Source organism: Deinococcus sp. AB2017081 (genome assembly GCF_034440735.1).
GTDB lineage: Bacteria > Deinococcota > Deinococci > Deinococcales > Deinococcaceae > Deinococcus > Deinococcus rufus.
The window spans coordinates 2,679,724-2,704,688 of the sequence record NZ_CP140098.1; the positions used below are offsets into that span (position 1 = coordinate 2,679,724).

Genomic DNA, 24,965 nt, shown 5'->3' on the forward strand with positions numbered 1-24,965 from the left:
AGCGCCGCTCCCCTGCCCCTCTGGGGTAGGGGCTGGGGGTGGGGTAGCCCGCCGCAGGCGCCCACCTTCAACCTCCCCGCACATACGCCCGATACCGACTCGGCGTGAGTCCAACCGCCGCCCGAAACGCCCGCGTGAACGCACTGTGGTCGAAGTACCCGCACTCGACCGCCACCCGCGCCACCGGCAGATCCGTGCTCCGCAGCAGCTCTGTGGCAGCATCTACCCGCACGCGGGTCAGGAGCTGCGTGGGCGTCAGCCCGTACACGCGCCGCGTCTGCCGCTCAAAGGCGCTGACGCTCAGGCCGGCGCTGCGGGCCAGATCGGCCACGCCCAGGGGCTGGGCATAGTCGGCGTGCAGGCGGGTCATGGCGGCGGCCAGGGCACTGGCGTGTGGAGCGGGCAGCGCGAGGTCACGCGACAGGCCCACCAGACCGGTCAGTCTCCCCTCTCCGGTCAGCGCCCGTTTGGTGGTCAGGCACCACCCGGTCTGGCCGCCGGGATACAGGTGCAGTTCCAGGTGTTCGGTCAGGTCGTGCCCGGCCAGCACCTGCGTGTCCTGCCGGGTATACGTTGTGCCGAGTCCGCCGGGAAACACGTCCTGGGCCAGCCGGCCGATCAGCGCAGATGGGCTGTCCAGCCGCAGGCGTGAGATCAGGGTGCGGTTGGCATACAGGTAGCGGCCCTGCACGTCCTTGACGAAGGCAACCGTGTCCGGCAGGACATCCAGAAGGGTGGTCAGTCCGGCCAGGGTGCCGGTCGGCAGCGCCGGGACGGGGAACGGAGCACCGGGCCGGGTCATTCCTCTAACTATGCCGGATTCGGCGTCTGAGGCTTCGAGTCCGTACAAGACATGCAGCTCCCCGGAGCCTACGCTGGAGCCATGACCGCCCTGACGTTCATCGACTCGCACACGGCGGGAGAACCGACGCGCGTGATCCTCTCGGGGTTCCCGGAACTGCCGGGGCACACGCTGGCCCAGCAGCGCGAGGCCCTGGCCGGCGAGTACGCGCCGTGGGCACAGCGCGTGAACAACGAGCCGCGTGGCAACGACGTGCTGGTCAGTGCCCTGCTGGTGCCCCCACGAGACGTGGACTGCGTGACCGGCGTCATCTACTTCAACAACGTGGGGCCGCTGGGCATGTGCGGCCACGGCACGATCGGCGTGGTGGCGACCCTGGCGCACCTGGGCCGGATCACGCCGGGCGAGCACCGCATCGAGACGCCGGTGGGCATCGTCACGGCCACGCTGCATGAAGACGGACGCGTGAGTGTGGCGAACGTGCCCGCCTACCGCCATGCAAAGGACGTGACGGTGGACGTGCCCGGCATCGGCCCCGTGCGCGGCGATGTGGCGTGGGGCGGCAACTGGTTCTATCTGGTGGACATGACGCAGCCCGGTCTGGGCGGTGCCGGACTCGGCCCGGAGCGCATCGATGAACTGACTGATGTGGCGTGGACGATCCGGCGGGCGCTGGAGGCCCAGGGCGTGACCGGACGGGATGGTGCGGTGATCGACCACATCGAACTCATGGGGCACGCGCCGGGCGACGGAGGCACGCACCGCAACTTCGTCCTGTGTCCCGGCCGTGCCTACGACCGCAGCCCCTGCGGCACCGGCACCAGCGCGAAACTGGCGTGTCTGGCCGCCGATGGCCAGCTGATGCCCGGCGAGGTCTGGCACCAGCAGAGCGTGATCGGCAGCGCCTTTGAGGGCACGTACACGGTGCGGGGCGACGAGGTGCATCCGGTCATCACCGGGCGGGCGTACATCACGGCGGTCGGAGAACTGGTCGTGCAGGACGGCGATCCCTTCGCGTGGGGCATTCCGGGATGACGGCGGCCCCGTGACGTCGGTTCTGCGGGCAGTGGTGGTCGGCGGCGGCATGGTTGGCGCGGCGTGCGCGGACGTGCTGGCGCGGCACGGTGCCCGCGTCACGGTGGTCGAATCGGGCGCAGTGGGCGGCGGCGCGACGGCGGCAGGCATGGGTCATCTGGTCGTCATGGACGACAGCCCCGCGCAGCTGGCCCTGACCGCCCGCAGTCTGGAACTGTGGGAGGATCTGGCCCCGTCGCTCCCTGCCAGCGCCGAGTACCGCCCGAGCGGCACGATCTGGGTCGCCAGCGACGACGAGGAGCTGGAGGCGGTCGCCCCAAAGCAGGCGGCCTACCGGGAAGCGGGGCGCGAGGCCGACCTGCTCGACGCCCCGGCACTGGCCCGGCTGGAACCGGCCCTGCGGGATGGGCTGGCCGGCGGTCTGCGCGTCCCGGGCGACCGCGTGGTCTACGCGCCGGTCGCCGCGGCCTTCCTGCTGGAGCGCAGCGGCGCGGCCCTGATCCGGGGGAAAGCGGTGGCCCTGGACGATTCCGGCGTGCGGCTCGCCGGGGGCCAGCACCTGAGCGCCGATCTGATCGTCGTCGCGGGCGGGATCGGCTCGCTGGAGCTGCTGCCCGAGCTGCCACTGCGCCAGCGCAAGGGTCACCTGCTGATCACCGAGCGCCGGGCGCCGAGTGTGCACCACCAGCTCGTCGAACTGGGGTACCTGAAAAGTGCCCACGCCAGCGACGACGACAGCGTGGCCTTCAACGTGCAGCCCCGGCCCACCGGGCAACTGCTGATCGGCTCCAGCCGTCAGTTCGACCAACCAGACTCCGGACTCGACTGGGCGCTGCTGCGGCGCATGCTGGCGCGGGCGCGTGACTTCCTGCCGGAGTTGGGTGACCTCGCCGCCCTGCGGATCTGGACGGGCCAGCGCTGCGCGACACCGGATCATCTGCCGATCGTGGGGCCACACCCACAGCGGACGACGGTCTTCGTCGCGACCGGACACGAGGGCCTGGGCATCACGACGGCACTGGGAACGGCGGAGCTGCTGGCTGCGCAGGTATTCGGCACCCCATCAGCGCTGTCGGCCTTCGATTTCGGGGTGGAGCGCTTCAGGCCGGAGGTCGCCCATGCCTGAGCTGATGATCGAGGGCCGTGCCGTCACCGTGGCCGAGGGAACGAGCGTGCTGGCCGCCCTCCAGAATGCCGGATACCGGACATTGCGCCACAGCCGGAGCGGAGAGCCACGCGGAGCGCTGTGCGGCATGGGCAGCTGCCACGAGTGCCGCGCCGTGGTCGACGGCCGGATTGTCCGCACCTGCGTGACCCCCGCAAGGAACGGCCAGCGCGTGACCCTGCTGACGGGTGACCATGCGGACTGACGCGCCTGTGGACATCGCCGTGATCGGCGCCGGCCCGGCGGGCCTGACGGCCGCCCTGCACGCAGCCCGTTCCGGCGCGGACGTGCTCGTCATCGACGCCCAGCCCGGCCGGGGCGGTCAGATCTGGCGCGGCGCCCACGCGGACAGACCCGGCCCGGCCACGACCCTGCTCCGGGAGCTCGACGCCTGCCCAAACGTGCGCTGGCGCGGCCAGACCGAGGTCGCGTGGGTCGAGGGCGACGGTACACACAGGGAGCTGATCCTGAGCAGTCCGGAGGGCCTGAGCCGGCAGCCCGCCCGGCGGGTGATCCTCGCCACCGGGGCCGTCGAGCGCTTTCTCCCCTTCCCCGGCTGGACGCTCCCCGGAGTGGTCGGTGCGGGGGCACTCCAGGCGATGGTCAAGGCCGGGCTGGTCGTGCGCGGTCAGAGGGTGGTCGTGGCGGGCAGCGGGCCGCTGCTGCTGGCCGTGGCCGCCGGGCTCCGGACGGCGGGCGCGGTCGTCCTGGGCGTGGCCGAGCAGGCCCCCATGGTCAGCGCAGCGCGGTTCGGACTGGCGGCGGCGCGGCTGGGCGGGAAGACACGCGAGGCCGCCGGGCTGGCGTGGGCGCTGCGCGGCGTGCCGTACTGGCCGGGGACGTATCCCCTCCACGCCGACGGTGACGGGCATCTGGAAACCGTCACGCTGCGCCGGGGCGGCCGGGACGTGACGCTCGAGTGCGACTGGCTCGCGGCGGGCTTCGGCCTGGTACCCGAAACGCGGGTGGCCGCGCTGCTGGGCTGCGCCCTGACAGACTCGGGCGCGGTACGGGTGGATGCATGGAGCCAGACCAGCGTGCCCGGCGTGTACGCAGCCGGCGAGGTGACCGGCGTGGGCGGCGTGGACATGGCCTGCCACGAGGGCCGGGTGGCCGGCTGCGCGGCGACCGGTCAGATTGAGCGGTTGAGCGATGCTGCCGCCACCTCTGCCCGGCACCGGGCGTTCCAGACCGCGCTGGACACAGCGTTTACCCTCCGGCCCGAACTGCGGGCACTGCCGTCACCGGACACGACCGTCTGCCGCTGCGAGGACGTGACCCACGCCACCCTGCGCGGACAGCACAGCTGGACGGAGGCCAAGCTGAAGACCCGCTGCGGCATGGGCACGTGCCAGGGACGGGTCTGCGGTCCCGCCACGGAAACCCTGTATGGCTGGCGTTTCAGCGGCGTCCGCCCGCCGCTGGTGCCGCTGCCCCTCTCCGATCTGCTGGCCGACCACTAAATCCACAGTTTCTCTCCCAGGAGGCCCCACCATGACCACGAATCCCATCTTCCAGGGCGTGTTTCCCGCCATCACCACGCCCTTCAATGCCGACGGCAGCGTCGATCACGGGTTCCTGCGCGAACACGCCCGCTGGATGATGGACGCCGGAAACGCCGGCATGATCCCGCTGGGATCGCTGGGCGAGGGCAACACGCTGGACTATCACGAAAAGACCGCCATCCTGGAAACCCTGGTCGACGCGCTGGGCACCGCGCCGGTCATTCCCGGCATCGCCAGCCTGTCGACCCACGGGGCCGTGCAGCTCGCCCAGGCCGCCCGCGACATCGGCTGCCGGGGCCTGATGGTGCTGCCGCCCTACGTGTACACCAGCGACTGGCGCGAGATGAAGGCGCACGTGGCGACCGTGCTGGCCGCGACCGAGCTGCCGGTGATCCTGTATAACAACCCCATCGCCTACCGCACGGATTTCCTGGCCCCGCAGGTCGCGGAGTTGAGCGCCGAGCACCCCAACCTGCGCGGAGTGAAGGAATCCAGCGGCGACTCCCGGCGGGTCACGGCCCTGCGGGCGGCCCTGCCAGACACGGTGGACATCCTGGTCGGCCTGGACGACATGGCGCTGGAGGGCGTGGCGGCGGGCGCGACCGGCTGGGTTGCAGGACTGGTGAACGCCTACCCCGCCGAGAGCGTGCGTCTGTTCGAACTGGCCCGCGCCGGCGAGTGGGCACAGGCGCAGGAGCTGTACCGCTGGTTCCTGCCGCTGCTGCGCCTGGACACCGTGAACAAGTTCGTGCAGCTCATCAAGTTCGTGCAGGAGGAGGTCGGCCACGGCAACGCCCGCGTGCGTGCTCCCCGCCTGGAACTGACCGCCGACGAGCAGGCGATGGTGCGCGACCTGCTGCGGGCCGCTCAGGCATGACGGTTCGGGAGTTCCGGGGGATGAATCCGGCGACGGGCGAGGCGCTGGAGCCTGCCTACCCAGTCACGGACGCCGTAGCGCTGGACGCCATCGTGCAGGCTGCATCCGATGCCGCCCGCTCCTATGGCGAGTCCACCGGGGCAGTGCGCTCGGAGTTTCTGACCGCCGCTGCCGCGAATCTTGAAGCCCTGGGAGATGACATCGTCGCTCGGGCAATGCTCGAAACCGCCCTGCCCGAGGCCCGGCTGCGCGGTGAGCTGGCCCGCACCGCCAACCAGCTGCGGCTGTTCGCCCGCGTGGCCGCCGAGGGCTCGTGGGTGGAGGCCCGCCTGGATTCCCCGGACGCGGCCCGCACGCCGCCGAAACCTGACCTGCGCTCCATGCGCGTGCCGCTGGGGCCGGTGGTCGTGTTCGGCGCGAGCAACTTCCCGCTGGCGTTCTCGGTGGCGGGCGGCGACACGGCCTCAGCGCTGGCGGCGGGCTGTCCGGTGGTCGTGAAGGCCCACCCGGCGCACCCCGGCACGTCCGCCCTGGCCGCGCAGGCGCTGTCGGATGCGGCGCGAGATTCCGGTCTGCCCTCTGGCGTCTTCGGCATTGTCTACGACGACGGCCACGACGCCGGACTGACCCTGACCCGGCATCCGCTGGTGCAGGCGGTGGCATTCACGGGCTCCCGCGCTGGCGGGCTGGCGCTCCTGCGGGCCGCGCAGGAGCGGCCGGTGCCTGTTCCCGTGTATGCCGAGATGAGTTCGGTCAATCCGGTGGTGTTCACGTCGGCGGGGATTGAGCGGGGCGGCGCGGGACTGGCGGCGGCGCTGGCGACCAGCATCAGCGGCTCCGGCGGACAGCTGTGCACCCAGCCGGGGCTGCTGTTCGTGCCGTCTGGAGAGGCGGGCGATGCCTTCCTGAACGCGACCGCCGCACAGCTGGACTCCACGCCAGCCTGCACGCTGCTGACGGGCGGCATCCAGGCCGCCTTCAATCAGGGGACGTCCGGCGTCCGGGCACACTCCGGCGTGCGTGCGATCACGACCGGGACACCCAGCGACACCGGGGCGACCGCCCAGCTCTACAGCGTCGCTGCCCGCGACTTCACACCCGCGCTGGAGTCCGAGGTCTTCGGCCCGGTCAGTCTCGCGGTTCGCTACGACGATGTGGCCGAGGTCACGGCCCTGATGCGTGGGCTCGAAGGGCAGCTCACCGCCACGCTGCACGCGGCGCCGGACGAACTGCCGGCACTGGCCGACCTACTGGCCGCTCTGCAGGATCGGGCCGGTCGGGTGCTCTTCGGGGGCTTCCCGACCGGCGTGGAGGTCGGGCACGCGACGGTGCATGGCGGCCCCTACCCGGCCACCACGGTGGGCGCGGGCACCAGCGTGGGCACCCACGCCATCACGCGCTTCACGCGGCTCCTGGCCTACCAGAACTTCCCGGACGCAGCGCTGCCGCCGGCCCTGCAGGCCGCGAATCCGCTGGGGCTCCTGCGGCTGATCGACGGGGACTGGAGCCAGAGACAAAGACCGGACTGACCCTCAGTTCCGCTCGCCGAGCTCCTGGGTGGCGCTGACCTCGCCGCTGCGCCCGCTCGCTCCGTGCCCACCGTCGCCGCTGCCGGTCATGAGCAGACCCAGCTGCGTCTCGGTGGCGCGGTCGGCCTGAACCTCGCCCACGACCTTGCCCTCGTACATGACCAGAATCCGGTCGGCCAGATTCATGACCTCGCCCAGGTCGGCGCTGATCAGGAGGACGGCCAGGCCCTGGTCACGGGCCTCGACGATCCGGGCGTGGATGAACTCGATCGCACCGATGTCCACGCCGCGCGTGGGCTGACTGGCCACCAGGATCTTCGGGGCCTTGCTCATCTCGCGGGCCACGATGATCTTCTGCGCGTTGCCGCCCGAATAGCGGCTGGCCTGGAGGCTGGCACTGCGGGGCCGCACGTCGTACTTCTCGCTCAGGTCGCGGGCGTTGCGGTCGATCACGTCCTGGTTCAGCAGGCCGAAACGGCCGGCGTACGGGGCGTTGTCGTGCTTGCCCAGGATGTAGTTCTCGGCGGTGGTCATGTCGAGCACCAGCCCGCGCTCGTTGCGGTCTTCCGGGACGTGGGCGACCCCGGCGGCCTCGACGCCGGGGACGCCATGCGCGGGACGGCCCTGGTACAGGATGCTGCCCGTGTACGCACTCAGGCCGGTGATCGCCTCGACCAGTTCGCTCTGGCCGTTGCCCTCCACCCCGGCGATCCCGACGATCTCGCCGGCCCGCACCTGAAAGCTCACGCCGTCCACGGCATTGCGGTGCTCGCCCTTCACGACCACACCCTGCACGTCCAGCGCGACCTCGCCGGGCCGGGCGGGAGCCTTGTCGACCTTCAGTGAGACGTCCCGGCCGACCATCATGCGGGCCAGGATCTCGGTGGTGGCGCCGGGTGTGGGAATCGTGCCGATCATCTTCCCGTCGCGGATGACCGAGATCGTGTCGCTGATCTGCAGCACCTCGTGCAGCTTGTGCGAGATGAACACGACCGCGTTGCCGCTCTTCGCGTACTGGTTGACCAGGAAGTCGAACAGCTCGTCGGTCTCGCTGGGCGTGAGCACCGCCGTCGGCTCGTCGAGGATCAGGATGCGCGCCCCCCGGTACAGCGTCTTGAGGATCTCGACCTTCTGCTGGAGGCCGACCGGCAGCTCGCCCACGATGGCGTCCGGGTTCAGGTCGAAGTTGAACTGTTTGATCAGCTCGCCCACGCGCTTTCGGGCCGCGCCGTAATTGATTGATGTGCCGGCCGTCGGCTCCATCCCCAGGATGACGTTCTCGGTCACGGTCAGGGTCTCGACCAGCATGAAGTGCTGGAAGACCATCCCGATGCCGCGCTTGATGGCGTCGGACGGGTCGTGGAGGTTCACGACCTCGCCGTCCACGACGATCTCGCCACTGGTGGGCGGCTGGATGCCGTACACGATCTTCATCAGGGTGCTCTTGCCCGCGCCGTTCTCGCCGCACAGGGCGTGCACGCTGCCCCATTTCACGCGCATGGAGATGCGGTCGTTGGCCAGCACCAGCGGGAACCTCTTGGTGATCTCGCGCAGTTCCAGCGCGTACTCGGAAGCGTGCTGCACCTCGCGCAGGACGTCGGCAGTGGGGGCGCTCATGCTCCGGATTGTAGCGCCGCCCCGCGCCGTGGGCTGACCCCCTAGGACTGTGGGAAGACGGGCCTCAGAATGTCGGGATGGAAGCATTCTGGCTGGCAGTCACGACCCTCGGGCGTGACGAGGTATTCATCGTGGTGCTCGCGCTGTATACGTGGCTGCTGAGACCGACCGGCGGGCGTGATCTGGGCGTGGCCTTCGCGGCCAGCTACCTCGTGAACACCGCCCTGAAGTACGGCCTGAACGAGCCCCGGCCGTTCACCGTCGATCCGTCGGTGGCCTCGGAGGCGGCGCGTGCAACGGCGGGCGGGCCGGGGCTCCCCAGCGGCCACGCGCAGATGGCGGCCACGCTGTGGGGCGGGATCGCCGCGCAGCTCGGCCGCACCGGGGTCTGGATCGCCGCCGGCATTCTGATCGTCCTGATCGCCGTGTCGCGCCTGGCGCTGAACGTCCACTACGTGCAGGACATCGTGGTGGGCCTGCTGCTGGGGGCCGCCTTCGCCGTCATGGCCGCGCGGGTCACCGTGCCGAACCGGGATCTGATGCGCTGGGTACCGGCCGGGATCGCTCTGGCCGTCGCGGCCTTCTTACCGGCGGGCAGTCCGCGTGAGTACGGGGCTGGCCTGGGCATGCTGGCCGGCTTCTGGGCCTCGCGCCCCAACTTCCGCACGCCGGACACGGCCACGGGCCGGGTGCTCGTCGCCGTGGTGGGCCTGCTTGTGGTCTTCGCCGTGTACTTCGGGCTGGCGCTGCTGCCGCAGGGCCTGCGTGATCTGGGACTGGTGCGGGCCCTGCGCTATGCCGTGCTGGTGCTCGTCGCGACCCACGGCGTGCCCGCACTGTTGCGCCGCTGGATGCCCATGGCCCGCGCGGCCACACCCTCCAGCCCGGAGGTACCGGCGCGCGTGTAGACCGCTAGGTTCTGTCCGCAAACCTTCAAAGCCATTCCATGATGCAGGCGATGGTGACCATCGCGGCGTAGTGACACGCCCGCTTCTCAAACCGAGTCGCGATTCTCCGAGAGCGCTTCAGGCGACCCACCAGCCGTTCAATGACGTTGCGACGTCGGTACAGTCCCCGGTCGTATGACCGGGGACGCCGGTGATCCCGCTTTGGAGGAACCACCAGACGAATTCCTCGTTTTCGACAGAGCCGGTGTGCTTTGTCGCCGCTGTACGCCCGATCCGCCAGGACGTACGTGGGCCGGAGTCGGGGCCGGCCCCGACTCCGGCGCTTGATCTGCCCGGCGTCCAGCAGCGCCTCGAACATCAGCATCTCATTGCGGTGCCCAGCGGTCAGCAGGAAGGCCACCGGCCTTCCATGGCCATCACATTTCAAGTGGATCTTCGTCCCGAAGCCGCCTTGTGAGCGGCCGAGCGCTTCGTCGCCGTCCCCTTTTTTGCGCCTGCCGCACTTTGGTGGGCGCGCACGATGGTGCTGTCGATCATGTGGACGTCCCAGTTGACGTGGCTGGCATGATCTGCTCGTTCCTGTACACGGGCGAGAAGCTGTGTCCAGAGGCCTTGCTGCTGCCAACGATAGAACCGAGAGCTCACCGTTTTCCAGTTGCTATAGCGTTCGGGGAGGTCGCGCCACGCACTTCCGGAACGTTTGATCCACAGGATGCCGTTCAGAACCGAGCGGTGATCGAGGGAGGGCCGTCCGGTGCGCTGGCGTTGAGGTGGGAGCAGTGGAGCCAGTTGGCTCCACTGCTCGTCCGTCAGTTCATAGCGTCGTACCACACGTCATTCTTGCCTGTGGATGACACTTTGCGGACAGAACCTAGCGTACCCGCACGGTTCGGGTCGCCGGCTGGGTGCGCAGCCACGTCACGAAGCGGCGCACGGCGTCGTGCTCCAGCAGTCGCTGCGGGGTGTGGAACTCGCGCTCCAGTTCCTCGTTGCTGAAGGTGCGGTGCAGGAACTGGTGGCACGCGCGGCACAGCTGTACCGTGGGCAGTTCCTGGGGCTTCAGGCCGCGCCGTCGCCCCCGCGACCGGGGCACCAGATGGTGCTCGGTCAGCAGCGGCACCGCCCGGCCACACAGCGCACACACCTGCGGTGGGGCCGCGGGCGGCGGCCACGAACTGGGAGCGGTACGGCGGGCCATCCGCCCACGCTACGGGGCGCGTCTAGAGTTTCGTCAGCTTCGGGTACTTCTGGATGGCTTCATCCTCGCTGAGGAACTCACCCTCCATGTCGGGACTCCACACGACCTCGGCGCGGATCAGGTCGCCGGCACTCACGGCGCTGATGGTCTGGAGGGCCGCGCGCGCCTCGGCCATGGTGGTCACACCCGCCGGCGGCAGCGTCCCCAGGGCGTGGGCCGCCACCGCGATGGTCACGGCGAGGTACTGGTCACCGGCGTCCTTGCTGTACGAATAGTCGGTGCGGCGGGAGTAGCCAGAGTTCGGGTCACGGTTCTGGTAGTTGCTGGTCGTCTGGTCGGTGAATGCGGCGCGGGCCTCGGTCGCCCACGCGCCGACCTGGCTCTCGGCTGCGGTGGGGGCTCCCTGGGCCCGCTCCACGTTGCCGTACACCCAGCGCTCGGGGTGCCGCAGGGCGACCAGCGCAGCCTCCTGAAGCATGCGGGCCAGGCCCTCGTTGGTGTCGGGATCGCCAGTCTGGGCCACGCGCTGCAGGGCACCCTTGACCTCGTCGCCCTCGGCCAGCAGCAGCTGCACGCTGACCGCCTGCGCGGTGCCGCTCAGGGTCGAGAGCATGCCGCTCCCCACGCCGCGGGCCCCGCCGCCCCCCAGGCTGCGCCGCATCGCCCCGACCACGCCAAAGATCACCACCCCGAAGATGATCAGCGGCACGATCCCGAAGCCGCTCAGGCCACCGCCTCCGGAGTAGCCCCCGCCGTAGCCGCCACCGTTGATGATCACCGGCCCGAAGCCCCCGCCCCCCGAGTAGCCGCCCCCACCGGAATACCCGCCGCCACCCGAGTAGCCGCCCCCTCCGCCCCCACCGCCCGACGATCCCCCGCTGGAGCTTCCGCCGAAGCCGCCGCCGGACTGGGCGCTGCCCAGGTGGCCGGGGAACACGGTCAGCAGGAGGACGACGGTGGCGAGCACCCCCAGCCAGCGCACGGCCGGGACGATGCGGTGGGCGGCTCCGGAGCGGGCTACGGTGTGGCGCATGCCAGGAGTCTACGGCGCACGGGGGACAGGAGTCTGCGCGGCTACACTCCGGGCATGACTTCTTCCCCCCCGTTCGAGGACGCCGCCGTCGTCACCCTGGATGCCGGGCAGTGGCAGGACTTTCTGGACAGCCTGTACGAACGTGACGACACGCTGGCCGTGCGCGAACCCGGCGGCACCTACACCCGCGACGAGGCCGTCGACGCCTACACCCTGAGTGCCCACGCCGAGGCCCTCCAGAGCGCCGATGTGGACGGCGACGTGTGGGGCACCCTGGAGGACATCGACGAGACGGCCGAGACGGAGGAGGACGCGTGGGCGAAGATCACCGCCTTCTACCTGGACCGGGACTGCGTGCTGGTGCGCGTGACCGGACTGGACGAGCCCGAGGAATGGATCCTCGCCCGCACCCTCGCCACCCGTGTGGGGCTGCTGCGTCCAGGGGCGTAAACCCGGTGTAAACACAGGCTCATCCCGCGTTTGTGTGTGCCGCGTAGGCTGGGCCTCATGTTGAACCGTAGCGAAGGTCATTTTCCCATCAAGCGGCTGCTGGTGCTCGGGGCACTGATCGGTGCCGGCGCGTACTACTTCAGCCGCGAACAGAACCGCCGGGCCCTCGACGCCAAGCTGTCCGAACTGGGCCTGAAAGATGCCGCGCAGGACGTGGGCCAGAGCGTGACCAAGGGCTGGGAGAAGACGAAGGACGCCGCCAGCAGTGCCGGGGCCGTGATCGCCGACAAGGCGGGCGACGTCAAGGACGCCGCTGCCGGCGGGGCGAGCGCCGCCGTCGACAAGGCCAGGGAAGTCGCCGGTGACGTCAAGGATGCGGTCGGCAAGGCCGCTGACACCGCCCGTGAAGCGGTCACCGGGGCGGCCGATACCGCGAAGGATCACGCGCCGGACGTGGCGGCCCAGGCGAAGGAGGTGGCCGCCGACGTGAAGGCCGCTGCCAGCGACGCCGCCGCGAAGGCCAGCGACTCGTCCCAGGATCTGGCGGCGAGTGCCCGCAATGCCGCCCGCGACGTGAAATCCAACATGGAACAGAGTGCCGCGAAGGCCCGGGACGACGTGCAGGCGACGGCCCGGACAGCCGCCGACAAGACGGAGAAGGCAGCGAACGATGTGGCCGACGCCGCCGCGAAGGCCAAGCGCAGCGCCGATCGCCGGGCCTGACCACCACCCCTCCGGTACGGGCACTCCAGTGTGGGGTGCCCGTCGCTGTGGTGCCCGGCGCCAGCCTCTGTCCGGGGGCGCACACCGGCCCGCCCCGACGCTAGATTGGGCATCATGAAGCTGCGCGGCACCCTGGGTGGCCTGAACCTCCTGCTCGAACCCGGCGATACTGCGCAGAGCGTGTCGGAGGCGCTGCGTGGCCGGGGCGAGCTGGGGGGGCAGTCCGTCACACTGGAAGTCGGTGGAGACGCCGATCCCGAGGCACTGGAGGCCGCGCTGCACGCCATCCGGTCGGCGGGAGGCACACCGGGCCGCGTGCGGGCACCGCGCGTGACGGTGAGTGCTCCCGGCACAGCCCCGGCCGCGCCGACCGCCAGTCCGCTCGACAGTGCCCGCACGGTGATTGTCCCCGGCAGCATCCGGGCCGGCAACCGGCGTGAATACCGGGGCAGCGTGATCGTGCTGGGCGACGTCAACCCCGGCGCCGAGGTCATCGCCGGAGGCGACGTGATCGTGGTGGGGGCGCTGCGTGGGGTCGCGCACGCCGGACAGGGCGGCTACGCCGACGCGATCGTGTGGGCGCGGCCCATCGCCAGCGCCCAGATCCGCATCGGGGACGCGGTGGCCCGTGCTCCGGAGGGCAGCAGCCTGAGCAACATGCAGCGCCGCGAGGGGCCGGCGGTGGCCGAATTCGCCCGCCTGCAGGGCGGCGTGATCGTGATCGACGCCCAGAAGTAGGGACGGCACCCACCGCGCGAGTGTGAGCGACACCATCGCCGCACCGACCCGGTGCGGTATACTGCCGTCTGGATTCCTCGGACGAGGGGTGGGGCTGACCCACCTTTTTTCGTGAAGGGGGTGGTTTCCAGGCTGCCAGCACGGGGCCGACACAATATGAATAACAACCCAGCCAGACACACCACAGCCGACAACTCAAGACTTCAGGACATTGCCAGGGCCGCCGTCGAGCCACTCGGCTTCGAGGTGCTGGAGGTACAGCAGCACCTCGCCGGGGGCGAACGCATCGTGCTGGTGCGGATCGACCGGCTCGACGAGCAGCCGGTGACCATGGCCGACCTGACGGCCGCCAGCCGCGCCGCCGACGCGGAATTCGACCGCCTTGACCCGATTCCCGGCGAGTACCGTCTGGAGTTCGAGTCCCCCGGCTCGAAACGTCCGCTGCTGCGCGCGCGGCACTTCGAGCGCATGGTGGGCCTCAAGGCCCGCGTCCGTGCCGACGGGCACGCCTTCACCGCGCCCATCAAGGCGGTGCAGGGCGACGCCGTGACCTTCGACGTGAACGGGGACGACGTGACGCTTCAGGCCGGAACCATGGTGGCGAACCTGGCCGAGTTTCCCCCGTCACACCGCTGACGCCCCCCGCATGGCCGGCCATGGGGCCGGAAGGAAGAGTGAGATGACCCAGCCGGAATTCAATTTCGCGGACGCGCTGCGCGAGGTCGCGCAGGCCCGCAACATCAACGAGCTGCAGCTGATCGAGGCCTTCGAGCAGTCGCTGGCGCAGGCCTACACCCGCAACGTCGAGCCGGATCGCCGCATCGAGGTACACCTCGATCCCCAGAGCGGCGAGCTGGAAGTGCTCGTCGTGCGCGAGGTCGTCGAGAAGGTCGAGGACGAGCACCTCCAGATCTCGCTGGCCGACGCGCTGGAGCTGGACTCCGGCGTCGAGATCGGCATGGAGATGGAGTTCCCGGTCGAGAAGGAGAAGTTCTCGCGGATCGCCCTCCAGGCCGCCAAGCAGACCCTGACCCAGAAGATGCGCGAGACCGAGCGCAACGTGGTCTTCAACGAGTACAAGGATCGCGAGGGCCAGGTGCTGACCGCCCAGGTCGTGCGCAGCGACAACAAGGGCAACTGGTTCGTGGAACTGGGCGCCGGCGAGGCGATCCTGCCGCCCCGTGAGCAGATCCCGGGCGAGAAGCTGACTCCCGGCAACCGCGTGAAGATCTACCTCAAAGAAGTCCGAAAAACGCCCAAGGGGCCGACCATCCTCGCGAGCCGCGCCGACGAGCGCCTGCTGGACTACCTGCTGCGCCAGGAAATTCCCGAGGTCGCCAACGGCATCGTGGAGGTCAAGGCCATCGCCCGCGAGGCCGGACAGCGCAGCAAGGTCGCGGTGTTCTCCCACAACAGCAACGTCGATCCCATCGGCGCGTGCATCGGGCACCGCGGGAACCGCATCCAGGCCGTGACCGGCGAACTCGGCCGCGAGCGCGTGGACGTGATCCTGTGGGACGGCAACACGCGGGACTTCATCCGCAACGCCCTGTCGCCCGCCAAGGTGGGACTGATCGATGTGATGGTCGACCGCCGCGAGGCGACCGTGACCGTCACGCCGGATCAGCTGTCGCTGGCGATCGGCAAGGGCGGGCAGAACGTCCGCCTGGCCGCCAAGCTGACCGGCTTCAAGATCGACCTGCGCGAGACGGCCGCGATCAGCGACCTCGACAGCGCCATGCAGCAGGCGCTGGCCGACGAGCAGGGCAGCAAGAGCGACGGCGACGCCGCCAAGTCGGCCTTCGATGCGCTGTTCAAGGACAGCAAGTCGGTGGCGACCGCCAGCCCGGACGACGCGCAGGAGTGACCCGGTGACCGGCCAGGGCGCCACCCCCACCTACCGGCACGTGCCGGAACGCAGCTGCGTGGCGTGCCGCCGACGGCGGCCCCAGCCCGAGCTGCGGCGCGTGACCCGCGTGGACGGCGTGTGGCGGGTCGTGCCGGGGCCACGCACCGGGCGGGGCGCGTATGTCTGCGCTGACACCCCCGCGTGCTGGCAGGATCGGCGGCTGCGCCGAACCTTCGGGGCCCAGGCCCCGGCCCTCAGCGTCCAGCTCGGAGCCAGCGAGTGATGTCATCGACCAAGTTCATGCCGCGCCGCCCCAGGGCCCGCGGAACTCACCGGAGGTGAGCATGTCGAAAATCCGAATCTATACCCTCGCCAAGGAAGTGGGCGTGGAGAACCACCGAATGCTCGAGATCCTCGACGGCCTCGGCGTGCAGTACAAGAGCGTCAGCTCGACCATCGAGGAGGACACCGTCGAACTCATCAAACAGATCCTCGCCGAGGAAGGCACCCAGGTCACGGGCGGTCAGGTGGAGGATGTCTCTCCCACAGTCGATGCGGCGGAGCCGGGCACAGGCCCGACATCGGCGCCCGCCACGGCCGCGCAGCCGACGGCACCCGCCGTGACGGCACCGCCGGAGCCCGCGCCCGGCCAGATGTCCAGCGAGGGCCGTCCGACCCCACCCGCCGCCACGGCCACCCAGGTCGAGGAGCGTCCGGCCGCGACAGCCACCACCGAACTGCCCCACCGCGCCCCGGTCGTGACCATCATGGGTCACGTCGACCACGGCAAGACCAGCCTGCTGGACTACATCCGCAAGACCAAGGTCGCGGCCAAGGAGGCGGGGGGCATCACGCAGCACGTCGGGGCCTTCGAGGCGCAGACCAGCAAGGGCCGCATCGTGTTCATCGACACGCCGGGCCACGAGGCGTTCACGACCATCCGCGCGCGCGGCGCGAACGTCGCGGACATCGCGATCATCGTGATTGCCGCCGACGACAGCCTCATGCCCCAGACGCGCGAGGCCATCGCCCACGCGCAGGCTGCGAAGGTGCCGATGATCGTCGCGATCAACAAGATCGACCTCGCGCAGGCTGATCCGGATCGCGTCAAGACCGACCTGACCCAGCTGAATCTGGTGCCCGAAGAGTACGGTGGGGATCTGGTCGTGGTGCCGGTCAGTGCCCGCTCGGGTGAAGGGATCGAGGACCTGCTGGAGTACATCATCCTGACGGCCGAGATCGAGGATCTGCGGGCCGATCCGAAGGGCGAGTTCGCCGGCGTGATCATCGAGGGCAAGGTCGACAAGCAGGCCGGGGTGCTCGCCACCGTCATGGTGCAGCAGGGCACGCTGAACCTCGGGGACTTCCTGGTGGTGGGCGAGAAGTACGGCAAGGTCAAGGCCATGACCGACACGAACGGGGGCCGCATCAAGTCCGCCGGGCCGAGCACGCCCGTGCAGGTGCTGGGCTTCAGCGAGGTGCCGGACAGCGGCGAGAAGGTCGTCGCCGCGAAGAACGAGCATGCGGCCCGCGAGATCGTGCAGGCCCGCGCCAGTGACCGCCGCGACGTCGAGAACGCCCGCGTCCGCAGCCGCCTGACCCTGGAGGAGATGATGGGGTCGCTCGGCTCGGTACGCACCGTCAACCTGATCCTGCGGGCCGACACCCAGGGCAGCGTCGAGGCGATCCAGGGCATCCTGGCCCGCAAGGAATCCGACGACGTCAAGATCAACGTGATGTTCGCCGGCATCGGCGCGCCCAGCGAGGCCGATGTGCTGCTGGCCAGCACCGCCGAGGCCACCATCCTGTGCTTCAGCGTGACCGCCGCCGGGGGGGTCAAGAAGATCGCCGACAGCAAGGGTGTGGACATCAAGTCCTACCGGATCATCTACGAGCTGATCGACGAGGTCGACCGCCTGATCAAGGGCACCTCCGAGCCAGTGTTCGAGGAGAAGTACCTGGGCCGTGCGGAAGTCCGCATGATCATCAAGCACCCGCGCAGCGGCAACATCGCCGGGTCGTACGTCACGGACGGCTCGCTCAAGCGCAACGCCAAGGCCAAGGTCACGCGTGGCAAGCAGGTCGTGTACGAGGGCACCATCGTGGGCCTCAAGCGCTTCAAGGACGATGTCCGTGAGGTGCAGACCGGCTACGAGTGCGGGATCAACGTGGACTGGGACAACGTGATGGAAGGCGACATCATTGAGGCCAGCGAGATGGTCGAGGTCACGCCGGCGTAAGCCCGAGCATGACCACAGCGCAGGGGCCGGACACGCAACGTCCGGCCCCTGCGCTGTGTGGTGCGGTCAGGTTCCGCTGGTGCCCGACGTCGTGCCTGCCGGCGCGTCGGGGGCCCCCTGCGGATCGGGGGCATGCGGGCTGTCGGGGCCTCTGCCGTCCGGGCCGTCTGGACCACCGTGCCGGCCCATGCCGGGGCCATGCCCGCCATGTCCTCCGGGGCCGCCCCGCCCGCCGCCGATGGCGAAGGGGTTCTGCTCCAGGCGCTGCTTCATCTCGGCGGCGCGGTCGCTGGGGACATCGCCGGCCTTCACGCCCTGGTCGATGGTGGCGCTGCCCGCCGCGATGGCCGCCGACTTGAGCTTGGCGGTGGTGATCCCGAGCTGCGCGGCGAGGTTCTGCAGGAACACGTCGGCATAATTGGTGCCGCTGACCGGCCGGGGAGCCGCCTGTCCAGGCTGGACGGGCGTGGTGGGGGTCTGGCCGGGCTGAACGGGCTGCACCCGCTGGGCCTGCGCGGTGGGTGCAGCGGCGGTGCCACTGGTGCTCTGCTGGGCGAGCACGACGCCCACGGTCAGCGGCAGCGCGGCCAGTGCGATCAGCGGCAGGCGGGCCGTCTTGCGGGTGCGAGCGGCGGTGTCGGGTCGGGGAATCTGTTCGTTCACGGGTCACACTCCTTGGGGTTCTGTGGCGGGGGTTCCAGTTCCGTCCACACCCCCACGGTGCGCGGGCGCGGTTAGGGCGGGGCTAACATGGCTGAATGGGCGCTGAACGCGCCCCGGTCACCGGACGATCAGGACGGGTCTGGTATGCTGTGGCGCTTTGAGCAGACTGCGCACCATTCCGCCCACGTGGCACGCCCGTCTGTCGGCGTGGCCGGGGCTGCTGACGGTGCTGTCGGTGCTGGCCGTCATGCTGGGAACGCCCGCGCGGGTGCCGGAACAGGCCCCGCGCCTGACGGCAGGAACCGTCACGCCGCTCACGCCGGAACTGCGGGCAGTGCCCCAGCCGTCGCCGGGCGTGCCGGTGCTCCCCCCACCCGCTCCGCTGCCGGAATGGGCAGGGCCGACCGTGCTGATGGCGGCGCTCTCCACGGCGATGTGGGGCGTCCAGGCACAGCGACCCGACCTGACGGTGCTGGGCCGAAGGCAGACGGATGGTGGGTGACGGGCCACACCTGGACCGGCCCTTCCCGCTGACCCCTCAATCGATCAGGAGACAGACCCGTGACCTACGGCAACAAGAACACCAACCGCAACCGGGGCGGCAACGACCGCCGGCCCCCACCACCGCGCCGCGCCCCGACCGGCCGATCCTCCACCTCCCGCTGGACGCCCCTCTTCCTGCTGCTCACCCTGCTCGCCAGCCTGGCGTACATCTGGCGGCCGTGGGAGCACCGCGACAACCTCTGGACGGTGTGGGATCCAGGCAGGTACGAGTTCGTGACGCTGGGCCTCGACCTCAAGGGTGGCCTGCGGATCGAACTGGCCCCGGAATCCGGCACCGCCACCCGCGACGAACTCGACCGCGTCAAGACCGTGATCGAGAACCGCATCAACGCGCTGGGCGTGGCCGAACCGACCGTGACCGTGTCCGGTGGCCGGCGCGTGGTCGTGGAGATCCCCGGCGCGACCCCGGCGGTGCAGCAGCGGGCCCGCGAGATCATCCAGCGCACGGCCCGGCTGGAATTCCGGATCGTTCAGCAGGGCGCACAGCCCGATCAGGCCGTGCTGGCAAGGAGTCCGCGCAGCAGCGGCTACACCCTGGCGCAGCTCGGGCCGGTGCAGGCGACGGGCGAGGTGATTGCCAGCGCCCAGGCCGCGACCGATCCACAATCGTCGCGCTGGGTGGTGACCTTCCAGAACACCGACAAGGGCGCAGCGACCTTCGGTGACTTCACCGGCAAGAATGTCGGCAAACTCATGGCCGTCGTGCTCGATGACCAGATCCAGAGCGTGGCGACCATCCAGCAGCGCCTGTTCCGCGACGTGCAGATCACCGGGAACTTCAGCGCCGAGGAGGCCAACCAGCTCGCACTGGTGCTCAAATCCGGGGCGCTGCCGATCAAGATCAAGACCGAAGCCGAGCGGGCGGTCGGCCCGACGCTGGGGGCCGACGCCATCCGCAGCGGCGCAATCGCGGCCGTCGTCGGCATCGGTCTGGTGTTCCTGATGCTGTTCTTCTACTACGGCCTGTGGTTCGGGCTGGTCGGGGCGCTGGGCCTGCTGTTCTCGTCGGTGGTGATCCTGGGCATGCTGGCCGGCTTCGGCGCGACCCTGACGCTGCCCGGCATCGCCGGACTCGTGCTGACCATCGGGGCCGCCGTGGACGGCAACGTCATCTCCTTCGAGCGCATCAAGGAGGAGATGCAGAAGGGCAAGGGCATCCGCAACTCGATCAACGCCGGGTACCAGCACTCCACGGCCGCCATCCTGGACGTGAACGCCTCGCACCTGCTGTCGGCCCTGGCGCTCTACAACTACTCCACCGGTCCGGTCAAGGGCTTCGCGGTCACGCTGATCATCGGGGTGGTCGCCAGCACGTTCTCGAACCTGGTGTTCGCCAAGTGGTTCCTGGAGTGGCTGGCGGCCCGCAGGCCGAACATGACGGCACCCATGTGGATCAAACACACGAACTTCGACTTCATCAAGGCGGCGCCGATCGTGACCACGGCCAGCGTGCTGCTGGCACTGGCAGGACTGGGCGTGCTCGCCACTCGGGGTCTGAACTACGGCGTGGACTTCACCTCTGGCACGACCCTGACCGTGCGGGCCGACGGCACGAGCACGACCGAACAGGTGCGTGCGGCGGTGGCCGGGGCCGGCATCGAGAAGGTCACGGCCCAGAGCGCCGCGATCCAGCGCGACATCACACCCGCACAGAGCGGAGCCCAGTACACCGTGAAGGTGCCGCAGCTGACGGCCGCCGAGACGACCACCCTGAGCACCGCCATCGCGAAGGTGCCGGGCGGTCAGGTGCAGGCCACCGAGACGGTGGGTCCGGCCGTGGGCCGGGAACTGACCGACAAGACCATCAAGGCTGTGCTGTTGGGCATGGCCCTGATCCTGATCTACGTGGGCTTCCGCTTCGATTTCATCATGGGTCTGGGATCGATCCTGGCCGTGGTGCACGACGTGGGCATCGTGATGGGCCTGTACGCGCTGCTGGGGCTGGAGTTCTCGATCGCCACCGTGGCGGCCGTCCTGACCCTGATCGGCTACTCGCTGAACGACTCGATCATCGTGTCCGACCGGATCCGGGAGAACATCAAGGAGATGCGCGGGAAGTCGTACCGCCAGATCGTGAACACCAGCATCAACCAGACGCTGTCGCGCACGATCATGACCTCGGTGAGCACCATGCTCCCGCTGATCAGCCTGCTGATCTTCGGCGGACCGGTGCTGCGCGACTTCAGCATCATCCTGCTGGTCGGCATCATCATCGGGACGTACTCCAGCATCTATATCGTCGCGCCGCTCGTCGTGTACTTCGAGGAGTGGAACCGCCGGCGCAAGTCCGGGGGCCAGCCCGCCAAGGCCTGAGCACACCGGTCACGCCGCCCGCCTCATGATCGAGGCGGGCTTTTCAATTGCAATATTCAGGTGGGCATAGACATATCATCCGGATAGTCTCCAGTGGGCACGCTATCCTCTTCGCCATGACGGGATCCGAACAACTCAGCGTCGCCATCGTCGGCGGCAGCGGCTACGCGGGCGGGGAATTCCTGCGCCTCGCCCTGAACCACCCCCACCTGAACGTCACGCAGGTGACCAGCGAGCGCAACGCGGGCACGCCGGTGGGTCTGGTGCATCCCAACCTGCGGGGGCGGACGAACCTGAAGTTCCGCAAAGCCGCCGATCTGGACGCCGCCGACGTGGTCGTGCTGGCCCTGCCGCATAACAGCGCCGCCAAGCGGATTGCCGAGTTCGAGGCGAAGGGCCGGATCATCATCGACCTGTCGGCCGACTTCCGGCTGAAAGACCCGGCCGTGTACCGCGCCACCTACGGCGAGGATCACCCCGCCCCGGACAAGCTGGGCGAATGGGTCTACGGCAACCCGGAACTGCACCGTGAGGAACTGGTCGGCGCGACCCGGATCGCATGCGCGGGCTGCTTCGCCACCAGCGTGATCCTGGCGCTGTACCCGCTGCTGAAACTGGGCGTGCTGCTCCCGAAAGACGTCATCGCCACCGGCCTCGTCGGGTCGTCGGCCGCCGGGGCGAGCGCCAGCGACGGCTCGCACCACCCCGAGCGGGCCGGGAGCCTGCGCGTGTACAAGCCCGTCGGGCACCGGCACACCGCCGAGGCGAGACAGGAACTGCCGGGCAATTTCCCCATCCACCTGACCGCGATCAGCACGCCGCGCGTCCGGGGCATCCTGACCACCGTGCAGGCGTGGGTGCCGGACGGCTGGAGCGACAAGGACGTCTGGAGCGCGTACCGCGAGGTGTACGGCCAGGAGCCCTTCATCCGCATCGTCAAGGTCGCCAAGGGCATCCACCGCTACCCCGATCCCATGCTCCTCGACGGCACGAACTACTGCGACCTGGGCTTTGAGATGGATCAGGACACGGGACGAGTCGTGCTGATGTCGGCCATCGACAACCTCGTGAAGGGCACTGCCGGCCACGCCATCCAGAGTCTGAACATCAGCCAGGGCTGGGCGGAGACGACCGGGCTGGAGTTCGCGGGTCTGCACCCGGCGTGAATGACATGACTGGTATCGCGCGAACAGAATGCATGGAGTCAGGGAATTAAATGTCCGGAAGTGGTGCCATAGCACTTATTGAACTGAATCTTGTGCAGGCATGTCTTGGGCAGATCACAGATGCACATCAGGCCATTGTGTATAGACACGACGATTCGGATAATGTATGTCACATTTCCACTTACTTGTCACATTCCAGCGAAGCTGTCGTAGAAGCTGTGCAGGAAATTGCGGATGAGCTCTACGGCCGCCTCAACTTCTTCCAAGTGGACGTCAAGTGCCATGTCGTTATTGGCCATCACGGCGTGCTGCAGCTCACGTCCGGCGATTGCCTGTTTTTTCTGCGAAAAGGATTCGAAATACTGACGTCAGCCTTAGGGCAGTGATCGAACGTCGCCGCCTCTGAGTCCAGCCCACTGATTCAGAATTCACTCAAACCACGGCTCGCCCAATAAGCTTTCATTCGAAAACCATTTATCCAAATTTCTTGACATTCATCAGGCGTACAGGCAGAATGCCACGCACGAGGCACCCATGACCCCAGAACTCCCCGAAGCTCCCGTCAACTACGTCCCGCTGATCCCCGCGACCTCGTGGGCGATCATCGACTCCACCCTGCGGGAGGGCGAGCAGTTCGCCCGGGGCAACTTCAAATCGGATGACAAGGTCGAGATCGCCCGCGCACTCGATGCCTTCGGGGCCGAGTTCATCGAGGTGACCACCCCGATGGTCAGCGCCCAGACCCACGCCGACATCCTGAAACTGACGTCGCTGGGCCTGAAGTCGAAGTTCCTGACCCACGTGCGCTGCCACATGGACGACGTGCAGCGGGCGGTCGATACCGGCGTCCACGGCCTGGATCTGCTGTTCGGCACCAGCTCCTTCCTGCGCGAGTTCTCGCACGGCAAAGACATCGCTGGAATCATTGCGTCGGCCCAGAAGGTGATCGGCTGGATCAAGGACAACCATCCGGAACTCCAGATCCGCTTCAGCGCCGAGGACACCTTCCGCAGCGAGGAAGCGGATCTGATGGCCGTGTACCGAGCCGTCAGCGACCTGGGCGTGCACCGCGTGGGGCTGGCCGATACCGTGGGTGTGGCCACGCCCCGGCAGGTGTACACGCTGGTGCGGGAAGTCCGCAAGGTGATCCACGCCGAGTGCGGCATCGAATTCCACGGCCACAACGACACCGGCTGTGCGGTCAGCAACGCCTACGAGGCCGTCGAGGCCGGGGCCACCCACATCGACACGACCATCCTGGGCATCGGGGAGCGCAACGGCATCACGCCGCTGGGCGGCTTCCTGGCCCGCATGTTCACCTTCGACCCGCAGGGGCTGGTCGAGAAGTACAACCTGGAACTGCTGCCCGAGCTGGACGCCATGATCGCCCGGATGGTCGGCCTGCCGATTCCCTGGAACAACTACCTGACCGGTGAATTCGCGTACAACCACAAGGCCGGGATGCACCTGAAAGCCATCTACCTGAATCCCGGCGCCTACGAGGCCATTCCGCCCGGGGCCTTCGGCGTGGGCCGGCGCATCCAGGCGGCCAGCAAGGTCACGGGCAAGCACGCGATCGCCTACAAGGCCCGCGAACTGGGCCTGCACTACGGCGAGGACGCCCTGCGCCGCGTCACCGACCACATCAAGGCCCTCGCCGAGCACGACGACCTCGACGACGAGCACCTTGAGGAACTGCTGCGCGAGTGGGTCAGCGCGTAAACAACATCTGGTCGCCTGGCGACGTCCGTGCTGGAATGACCCATCATGAACCCTGACTCCGTCCTGTACCGCACCTTCTCCCCCACCGGCTCAGACGGTGGAAAGCGCGTGACGGTGTTCCCCGAGACGGCGGGAGACCTCCAGGCACGCGCGTCGGTGGCCGGCGCACCGCTGAGCGTCTTCGTGGAGGGGGGCGATGCGACCACCCTCTCGCTCAGGGTGTTCACCCCTGCCCGAGAGAAAGGCAGCTCCGACAGCGCAGCCGTGGCGGCCCTGACGTGGTGGGCCGCCACCCAGCCGGTCTCCGACCTGATGACGGTCAGCATGGGTGGCGAGACGCAGGACGCGCAGCTCTGCGGCGGCGAGTGGCTGCTGCGGCAGGGCACCGTGATGGTGGCGGAGGTCGAGAGCGACCTCTCGGCCCTGGGGCTGGGGGCCCGGCGGGCGTGGACGGCCCGGACGGAACGGCCGAACTTCGTCGTGGATGTGCCGGATCTGGCCGCGCTGGACACCTTCAACGTGGACGAGGCCGCGATCTCGGCCGTGAACCGCGCGACGGGGACGACCGGCCTGATCGTCTTCACAGCGGGCGGCCCGAACCGCGCCGACGTGAGTTTCCGGGCCTTCGGGCCGCTGAAGGGCTTTCTGGAGGACGCCGCGAGCAGCAACATGCTCGCGTGCCTGGTGGGGGTGCTGGGCCACCTCAACCGCCTGCCGGCCGACACCAACCTGCTCCGCGCCGCGCAGCGCATGCCCGGCACGCCCGCGCAGCTCAGCGCCCAGTTCGAACAGACCGGACAGGGTATGGACGTCTGGGTGGGTGGCCGCGCCACGCCGCTGCTGCCGGCCACGGTGTAGCCCAGCGCCC

The 24,965-nt window shown here is 69.1% G+C and carries 26 protein-coding genes and 1 pseudogene; 20 read left to right on the top strand and 7 right to left on the bottom strand.

Annotated elements, in window-relative coordinates; all coding sequences use genetic code 11:
* Positions 1 to 67: 67 nt before the first annotated feature.
* A complete protein-coding gene (locus U2P90_RS12990; RefSeq protein WP_322472456.1) occupies positions 68 to 802 on the bottom strand; it encodes an AraC family transcriptional regulator in 735 nt (244 codons plus the stop codon).
* An 81-nt stretch (positions 803 to 883) separates the two neighbouring features.
* Between U2P90_RS12990 and U2P90_RS12995 the strand changes: the two genes are divergently transcribed.
* From U2P90_RS12995 to U2P90_RS13020, 6 genes are read left to right on the top strand one after another with little or no spacing between them, the layout of a single operon-like run.
* Positions 884 to 1,837, top strand: coding sequence for a proline racemase family protein (locus U2P90_RS12995; protein ID WP_322472457.1), 954 nt, complete (start codon positions 884 to 886; stop codon positions 1,835 to 1,837).
* A 10-nt stretch (positions 1,838 to 1,847) separates the two neighbouring features.
* Complete coding sequence (locus U2P90_RS13000) at positions 1,848 to 2,963, top strand: NAD(P)/FAD-dependent oxidoreductase (protein ID WP_322472458.1); 1,116 nt, start codon at positions 1,848 to 1,850, stop codon at positions 2,961 to 2,963.
* Positions 2,956 to 3,207, top strand: a complete 252-nt coding sequence (locus U2P90_RS13005) for a (2Fe-2S)-binding protein (protein WP_322472459.1) — start codon at positions 2,956 to 2,958, stop codon at positions 3,205 to 3,207. The genes U2P90_RS13000 and U2P90_RS13005 overlap by 8 nt, the downstream gene beginning before the upstream one ends.
* Positions 3,197 to 4,465, top strand: coding sequence for an FAD-dependent oxidoreductase (locus U2P90_RS13010; RefSeq protein WP_322474698.1), 1,269 nt, complete (start codon positions 3,197 to 3,199; stop codon positions 4,463 to 4,465). Before U2P90_RS13005 ends, U2P90_RS13010 begins: the two co-directional genes overlap by 11 nt.
* A 31-nt stretch (positions 4,466 to 4,496) precedes the next feature.
* On the top strand, positions 4,497 to 5,384 hold the full coding sequence (locus U2P90_RS13015; RefSeq protein ID WP_322472460.1) for a dihydrodipicolinate synthase family protein: 888 nt from the start codon (positions 4,497 to 4,499) through the stop codon (positions 5,382 to 5,384).
* Positions 5,381 to 6,913, top strand: coding sequence for an aldehyde dehydrogenase (NADP(+)) (locus tag U2P90_RS13020; RefSeq protein WP_380103095.1), 1,533 nt, complete (start codon positions 5,381 to 5,383; stop codon positions 6,911 to 6,913). The genes U2P90_RS13015 and U2P90_RS13020 overlap by 4 nt, the downstream gene beginning before the upstream one ends.
* 3 nt (positions 6,914 to 6,916) lie before the next feature.
* Here U2P90_RS13020 and U2P90_RS13025 read toward each other — a convergent pair whose 3' ends face one another.
* Positions 6,917 to 8,530 (bottom strand): ABC transporter ATP-binding protein, encoded by a 1,614-nt coding sequence (locus U2P90_RS13025; RefSeq protein WP_322472462.1) that lies wholly within the window; start codon positions 8,528 to 8,530, stop codon positions 6,917 to 6,919.
* Between the two features lie 77 nt (positions 8,531 to 8,607).
* Between U2P90_RS13025 and U2P90_RS13030 the strand changes: the two genes are divergently transcribed.
* A complete protein-coding gene (locus U2P90_RS13030; RefSeq protein ID WP_322472463.1) occupies positions 8,608 to 9,438 on the top strand; it encodes a phosphatase PAP2 family protein in 831 nt (276 codons plus the stop codon).
* A 25-nt stretch (positions 9,439 to 9,463) separates the two neighbouring features.
* Here U2P90_RS13030 and U2P90_RS13035 read toward each other — a convergent pair whose 3' ends face one another.
* The 4 genes and pseudogenes from U2P90_RS13035 to U2P90_RS13045 form a co-directional block, all read right to left on the bottom strand.
* Positions 9,464 to 10,063 carry an IS5 family transposase gene (locus tag U2P90_RS13035; protein WP_416173934.1) on the bottom strand — a complete coding sequence of 200 codons (600 nt, stop codon included), beginning with the start codon at positions 10,061 to 10,063 and terminating at the stop codon, positions 9,464 to 9,466.
* A 29-nt stretch (positions 10,064 to 10,092) separates the two neighbouring features.
* Positions 10,093 to 10,269: pseudogene (locus U2P90_RS20180) on the bottom strand (transposase); the annotation flags it as partial.
* A 40-nt stretch (positions 10,270 to 10,309) separates the two neighbouring features.
* Positions 10,310 to 10,636 (bottom strand): HNH endonuclease, encoded by a 327-nt coding sequence (locus U2P90_RS13040; RefSeq protein WP_322472464.1) that lies wholly within the window; start codon positions 10,634 to 10,636, stop codon positions 10,310 to 10,312.
* Positions 10,637 to 10,658: 22 nt separating this feature from the next.
* Complete coding sequence (locus U2P90_RS13045) at positions 10,659 to 11,669, bottom strand: DUF1517 domain-containing protein (RefSeq protein ID WP_322472465.1); 1,011 nt, start codon at positions 11,667 to 11,669, stop codon at positions 10,659 to 10,661.
* Between the two features lie 54 nt (positions 11,670 to 11,723).
* On the opposite strand from U2P90_RS13045, the gene U2P90_RS13050 reads away from it, so the two are divergent.
* From U2P90_RS13050 to infB, 7 genes are all read left to right on the top strand, one after another.
* On the top strand, positions 11,724 to 12,119 hold the full coding sequence (locus U2P90_RS13050) for a hypothetical protein (protein ID WP_322472466.1): 396 nt from the start codon (positions 11,724 to 11,726) through the stop codon (positions 12,117 to 12,119).
* A 57-nt stretch (positions 12,120 to 12,176) separates the two neighbouring features.
* Entirely contained in the window at positions 12,177 to 12,842 is a 666-nt protein-coding gene (locus tag U2P90_RS13055; RefSeq protein ID WP_322472467.1) for a desiccation-associated late embryogenesis abundant protein, read from the top strand.
* A 114-nt stretch (positions 12,843 to 12,956) separates the two neighbouring features.
* Positions 12,957 to 13,580: a septum site-determining protein MinC gene (locus U2P90_RS13060; RefSeq protein ID WP_295823421.1), complete on the top strand. Its 624-nt coding sequence runs from the start codon at positions 12,957 to 12,959 to the stop codon at positions 13,578 to 13,580.
* 156 nt (positions 13,581 to 13,736) lie between these two features.
* Positions 13,737 to 14,216, top strand: a complete 480-nt coding sequence (rimP, locus tag U2P90_RS13065) for a ribosome maturation factor RimP (RefSeq protein ID WP_295823420.1) — start codon at positions 13,737 to 13,739, stop codon at positions 14,214 to 14,216.
* 43 nt (positions 14,217 to 14,259) lie between these two features.
* Complete coding sequence (gene nusA, locus U2P90_RS13070; protein ID WP_322472468.1) at positions 14,260 to 15,447, top strand: transcription termination factor NusA; 1,188 nt, start codon at positions 14,260 to 14,262, stop codon at positions 15,445 to 15,447.
* Between the two features lie 4 nt (positions 15,448 to 15,451).
* Positions 15,452 to 15,712, top strand: coding sequence for a YlxR family protein (locus tag U2P90_RS13075; protein ID WP_322472469.1), 261 nt, complete (start codon positions 15,452 to 15,454; stop codon positions 15,710 to 15,712).
* A gap of 61 nt (positions 15,713 to 15,773) precedes the next feature.
* Complete coding sequence (infB, locus tag U2P90_RS13080; RefSeq protein WP_322472470.1) at positions 15,774 to 17,669, top strand: translation initiation factor IF-2; 1,896 nt, start codon at positions 15,774 to 15,776, stop codon at positions 17,667 to 17,669.
* 66 nt (positions 17,670 to 17,735) lie between these two features.
* Here infB and U2P90_RS13085 read toward each other — a convergent pair whose 3' ends face one another.
* Positions 17,736 to 18,332: a hypothetical protein gene (locus tag U2P90_RS13085; protein WP_322472471.1), complete on the bottom strand. Its 597-nt coding sequence runs from the start codon at positions 18,330 to 18,332 to the stop codon at positions 17,736 to 17,738.
* 157 nt (positions 18,333 to 18,489) lie between these two features.
* Between U2P90_RS13085 and U2P90_RS13090 the strand changes: the two genes are divergently transcribed.
* The 6 genes from U2P90_RS13090 to U2P90_RS13115 all read left to right on the top strand — a co-directional run bounded on the left by U2P90_RS13090 (position 18,490) and on the right by U2P90_RS13115 (position 24,955).
* A complete protein-coding gene (locus U2P90_RS13090; protein WP_322472472.1) occupies positions 18,490 to 18,834 on the top strand; it encodes a hypothetical protein in 345 nt (114 codons plus the stop codon).
* Between the two features lie 59 nt (positions 18,835 to 18,893).
* Complete coding sequence (gene secD / locus U2P90_RS13095) at positions 18,894 to 21,209, top strand: protein translocase subunit SecD (protein ID WP_322472473.1); 2,316 nt, start codon at positions 18,894 to 18,896, stop codon at positions 21,207 to 21,209.
* A 116-nt stretch (positions 21,210 to 21,325) separates the two neighbouring features.
* Positions 21,326 to 22,375: an N-acetyl-gamma-glutamyl-phosphate reductase gene (gene argC / locus U2P90_RS13100; protein ID WP_322472474.1), complete on the top strand. Its 1,050-nt coding sequence runs from the start codon at positions 21,326 to 21,328 to the stop codon at positions 22,373 to 22,375.
* Positions 22,376 to 22,425: 50 nt separating this feature from the next.
* Positions 22,426 to 22,761, top strand: coding sequence for a hypothetical protein (locus U2P90_RS13105; RefSeq protein ID WP_322472475.1), 336 nt, complete (start codon positions 22,426 to 22,428; stop codon positions 22,759 to 22,761).
* Between the two features lie 148 nt (positions 22,762 to 22,909).
* The gene (lysS, locus tag U2P90_RS13110; protein WP_322472476.1) at positions 22,910 to 24,097 is read left to right on the top strand and encodes a homocitrate synthase; all 1,188 of its coding nucleotides are present in this window, start codon (positions 22,910 to 22,912) and stop codon (positions 24,095 to 24,097) included.
* 45 nt (positions 24,098 to 24,142) lie between these two features.
* Positions 24,143 to 24,955: a PhzF family phenazine biosynthesis protein gene (locus U2P90_RS13115; protein WP_322472477.1), complete on the top strand. Its 813-nt coding sequence runs from the start codon at positions 24,143 to 24,145 to the stop codon at positions 24,953 to 24,955.
* Positions 24,956 to 24,965 lie beyond the last annotated feature (10 nt).

Coding starts and splice junctions, on each gene's coding strand:
- U2P90_RS12990 (WP_322472456.1), bottom strand. CDS start 802: ATGACCCGGCCCGGTGCTCCGTTCCCCGTCCCGGCGCTGCCGACCGGC.
- U2P90_RS12995 (WP_322472457.1), top strand. CDS start 884: ATGACCGCCCTGACGTTCATCGACTCGCACACGGCGGGAGAACCGACG.
- U2P90_RS13005 (WP_322472459.1), top strand. CDS start 2,956: ATGCCTGAGCTGATGATCGAGGGCCGTGCCGTCACCGTGGCCGAGGGA.
- U2P90_RS13010 (WP_322474698.1), top strand. CDS start 3,197: ATGCGGACTGACGCGCCTGTGGACATCGCCGTGATCGGCGCCGGCCCG.
- U2P90_RS13015 (WP_322472460.1), top strand. CDS start 4,497: ATGACCACGAATCCCATCTTCCAGGGCGTGTTTCCCGCCATCACCACG.
- U2P90_RS13020 (WP_380103095.1), top strand. CDS start 5,381: ATGACGGTTCGGGAGTTCCGGGGGATGAATCCGGCGACGGGCGAGGCG.
- U2P90_RS13025 (WP_322472462.1), bottom strand. CDS start 8,530: ATGAGCGCCCCCACTGCCGACGTCCTGCGCGAGGTGCAGCACGCTTCC.
- U2P90_RS13030 (WP_322472463.1), top strand. CDS start 8,608: ATGGAAGCATTCTGGCTGGCAGTCACGACCCTCGGGCGTGACGAGGTA.
- U2P90_RS13040 (WP_322472464.1), bottom strand. CDS start 10,636: ATGGCCCGCCGTACCGCTCCCAGTTCGTGGCCGCCGCCCGCGGCCCCA.
- U2P90_RS13045 (WP_322472465.1), bottom strand. CDS start 11,669: ATGCGCCACACCGTAGCCCGCTCCGGAGCCGCCCACCGCATCGTCCCG.
- U2P90_RS13050 (WP_322472466.1), top strand. CDS start 11,724: ATGACTTCTTCCCCCCCGTTCGAGGACGCCGCCGTCGTCACCCTGGAT.
- U2P90_RS13055 (WP_322472467.1), top strand. CDS start 12,177: ATGTTGAACCGTAGCGAAGGTCATTTTCCCATCAAGCGGCTGCTGGTG.
- U2P90_RS13060 (WP_295823421.1), top strand. CDS start 12,957: ATGAAGCTGCGCGGCACCCTGGGTGGCCTGAACCTCCTGCTCGAACCC.
- rimP (WP_295823420.1), top strand. CDS start 13,737: ATGAATAACAACCCAGCCAGACACACCACAGCCGACAACTCAAGACTT.
- nusA (WP_322472468.1), top strand. CDS start 14,260: ATGACCCAGCCGGAATTCAATTTCGCGGACGCGCTGCGCGAGGTCGCG.
- infB (WP_322472470.1), top strand. CDS start 15,774: ATGTCGAAAATCCGAATCTATACCCTCGCCAAGGAAGTGGGCGTGGAG.
- argC (WP_322472474.1), top strand. CDS start 21,326: ATGACGGGATCCGAACAACTCAGCGTCGCCATCGTCGGCGGCAGCGGC.
- U2P90_RS13105 (WP_322472475.1), top strand. CDS start 22,426: ATGTCCGGAAGTGGTGCCATAGCACTTATTGAACTGAATCTTGTGCAG.
- lysS (WP_322472476.1), top strand. CDS start 22,910: ATGACCCCAGAACTCCCCGAAGCTCCCGTCAACTACGTCCCGCTGATC.
- U2P90_RS13115 (WP_322472477.1), top strand. CDS start 24,143: ATGAACCCTGACTCCGTCCTGTACCGCACCTTCTCCCCCACCGGCTCA.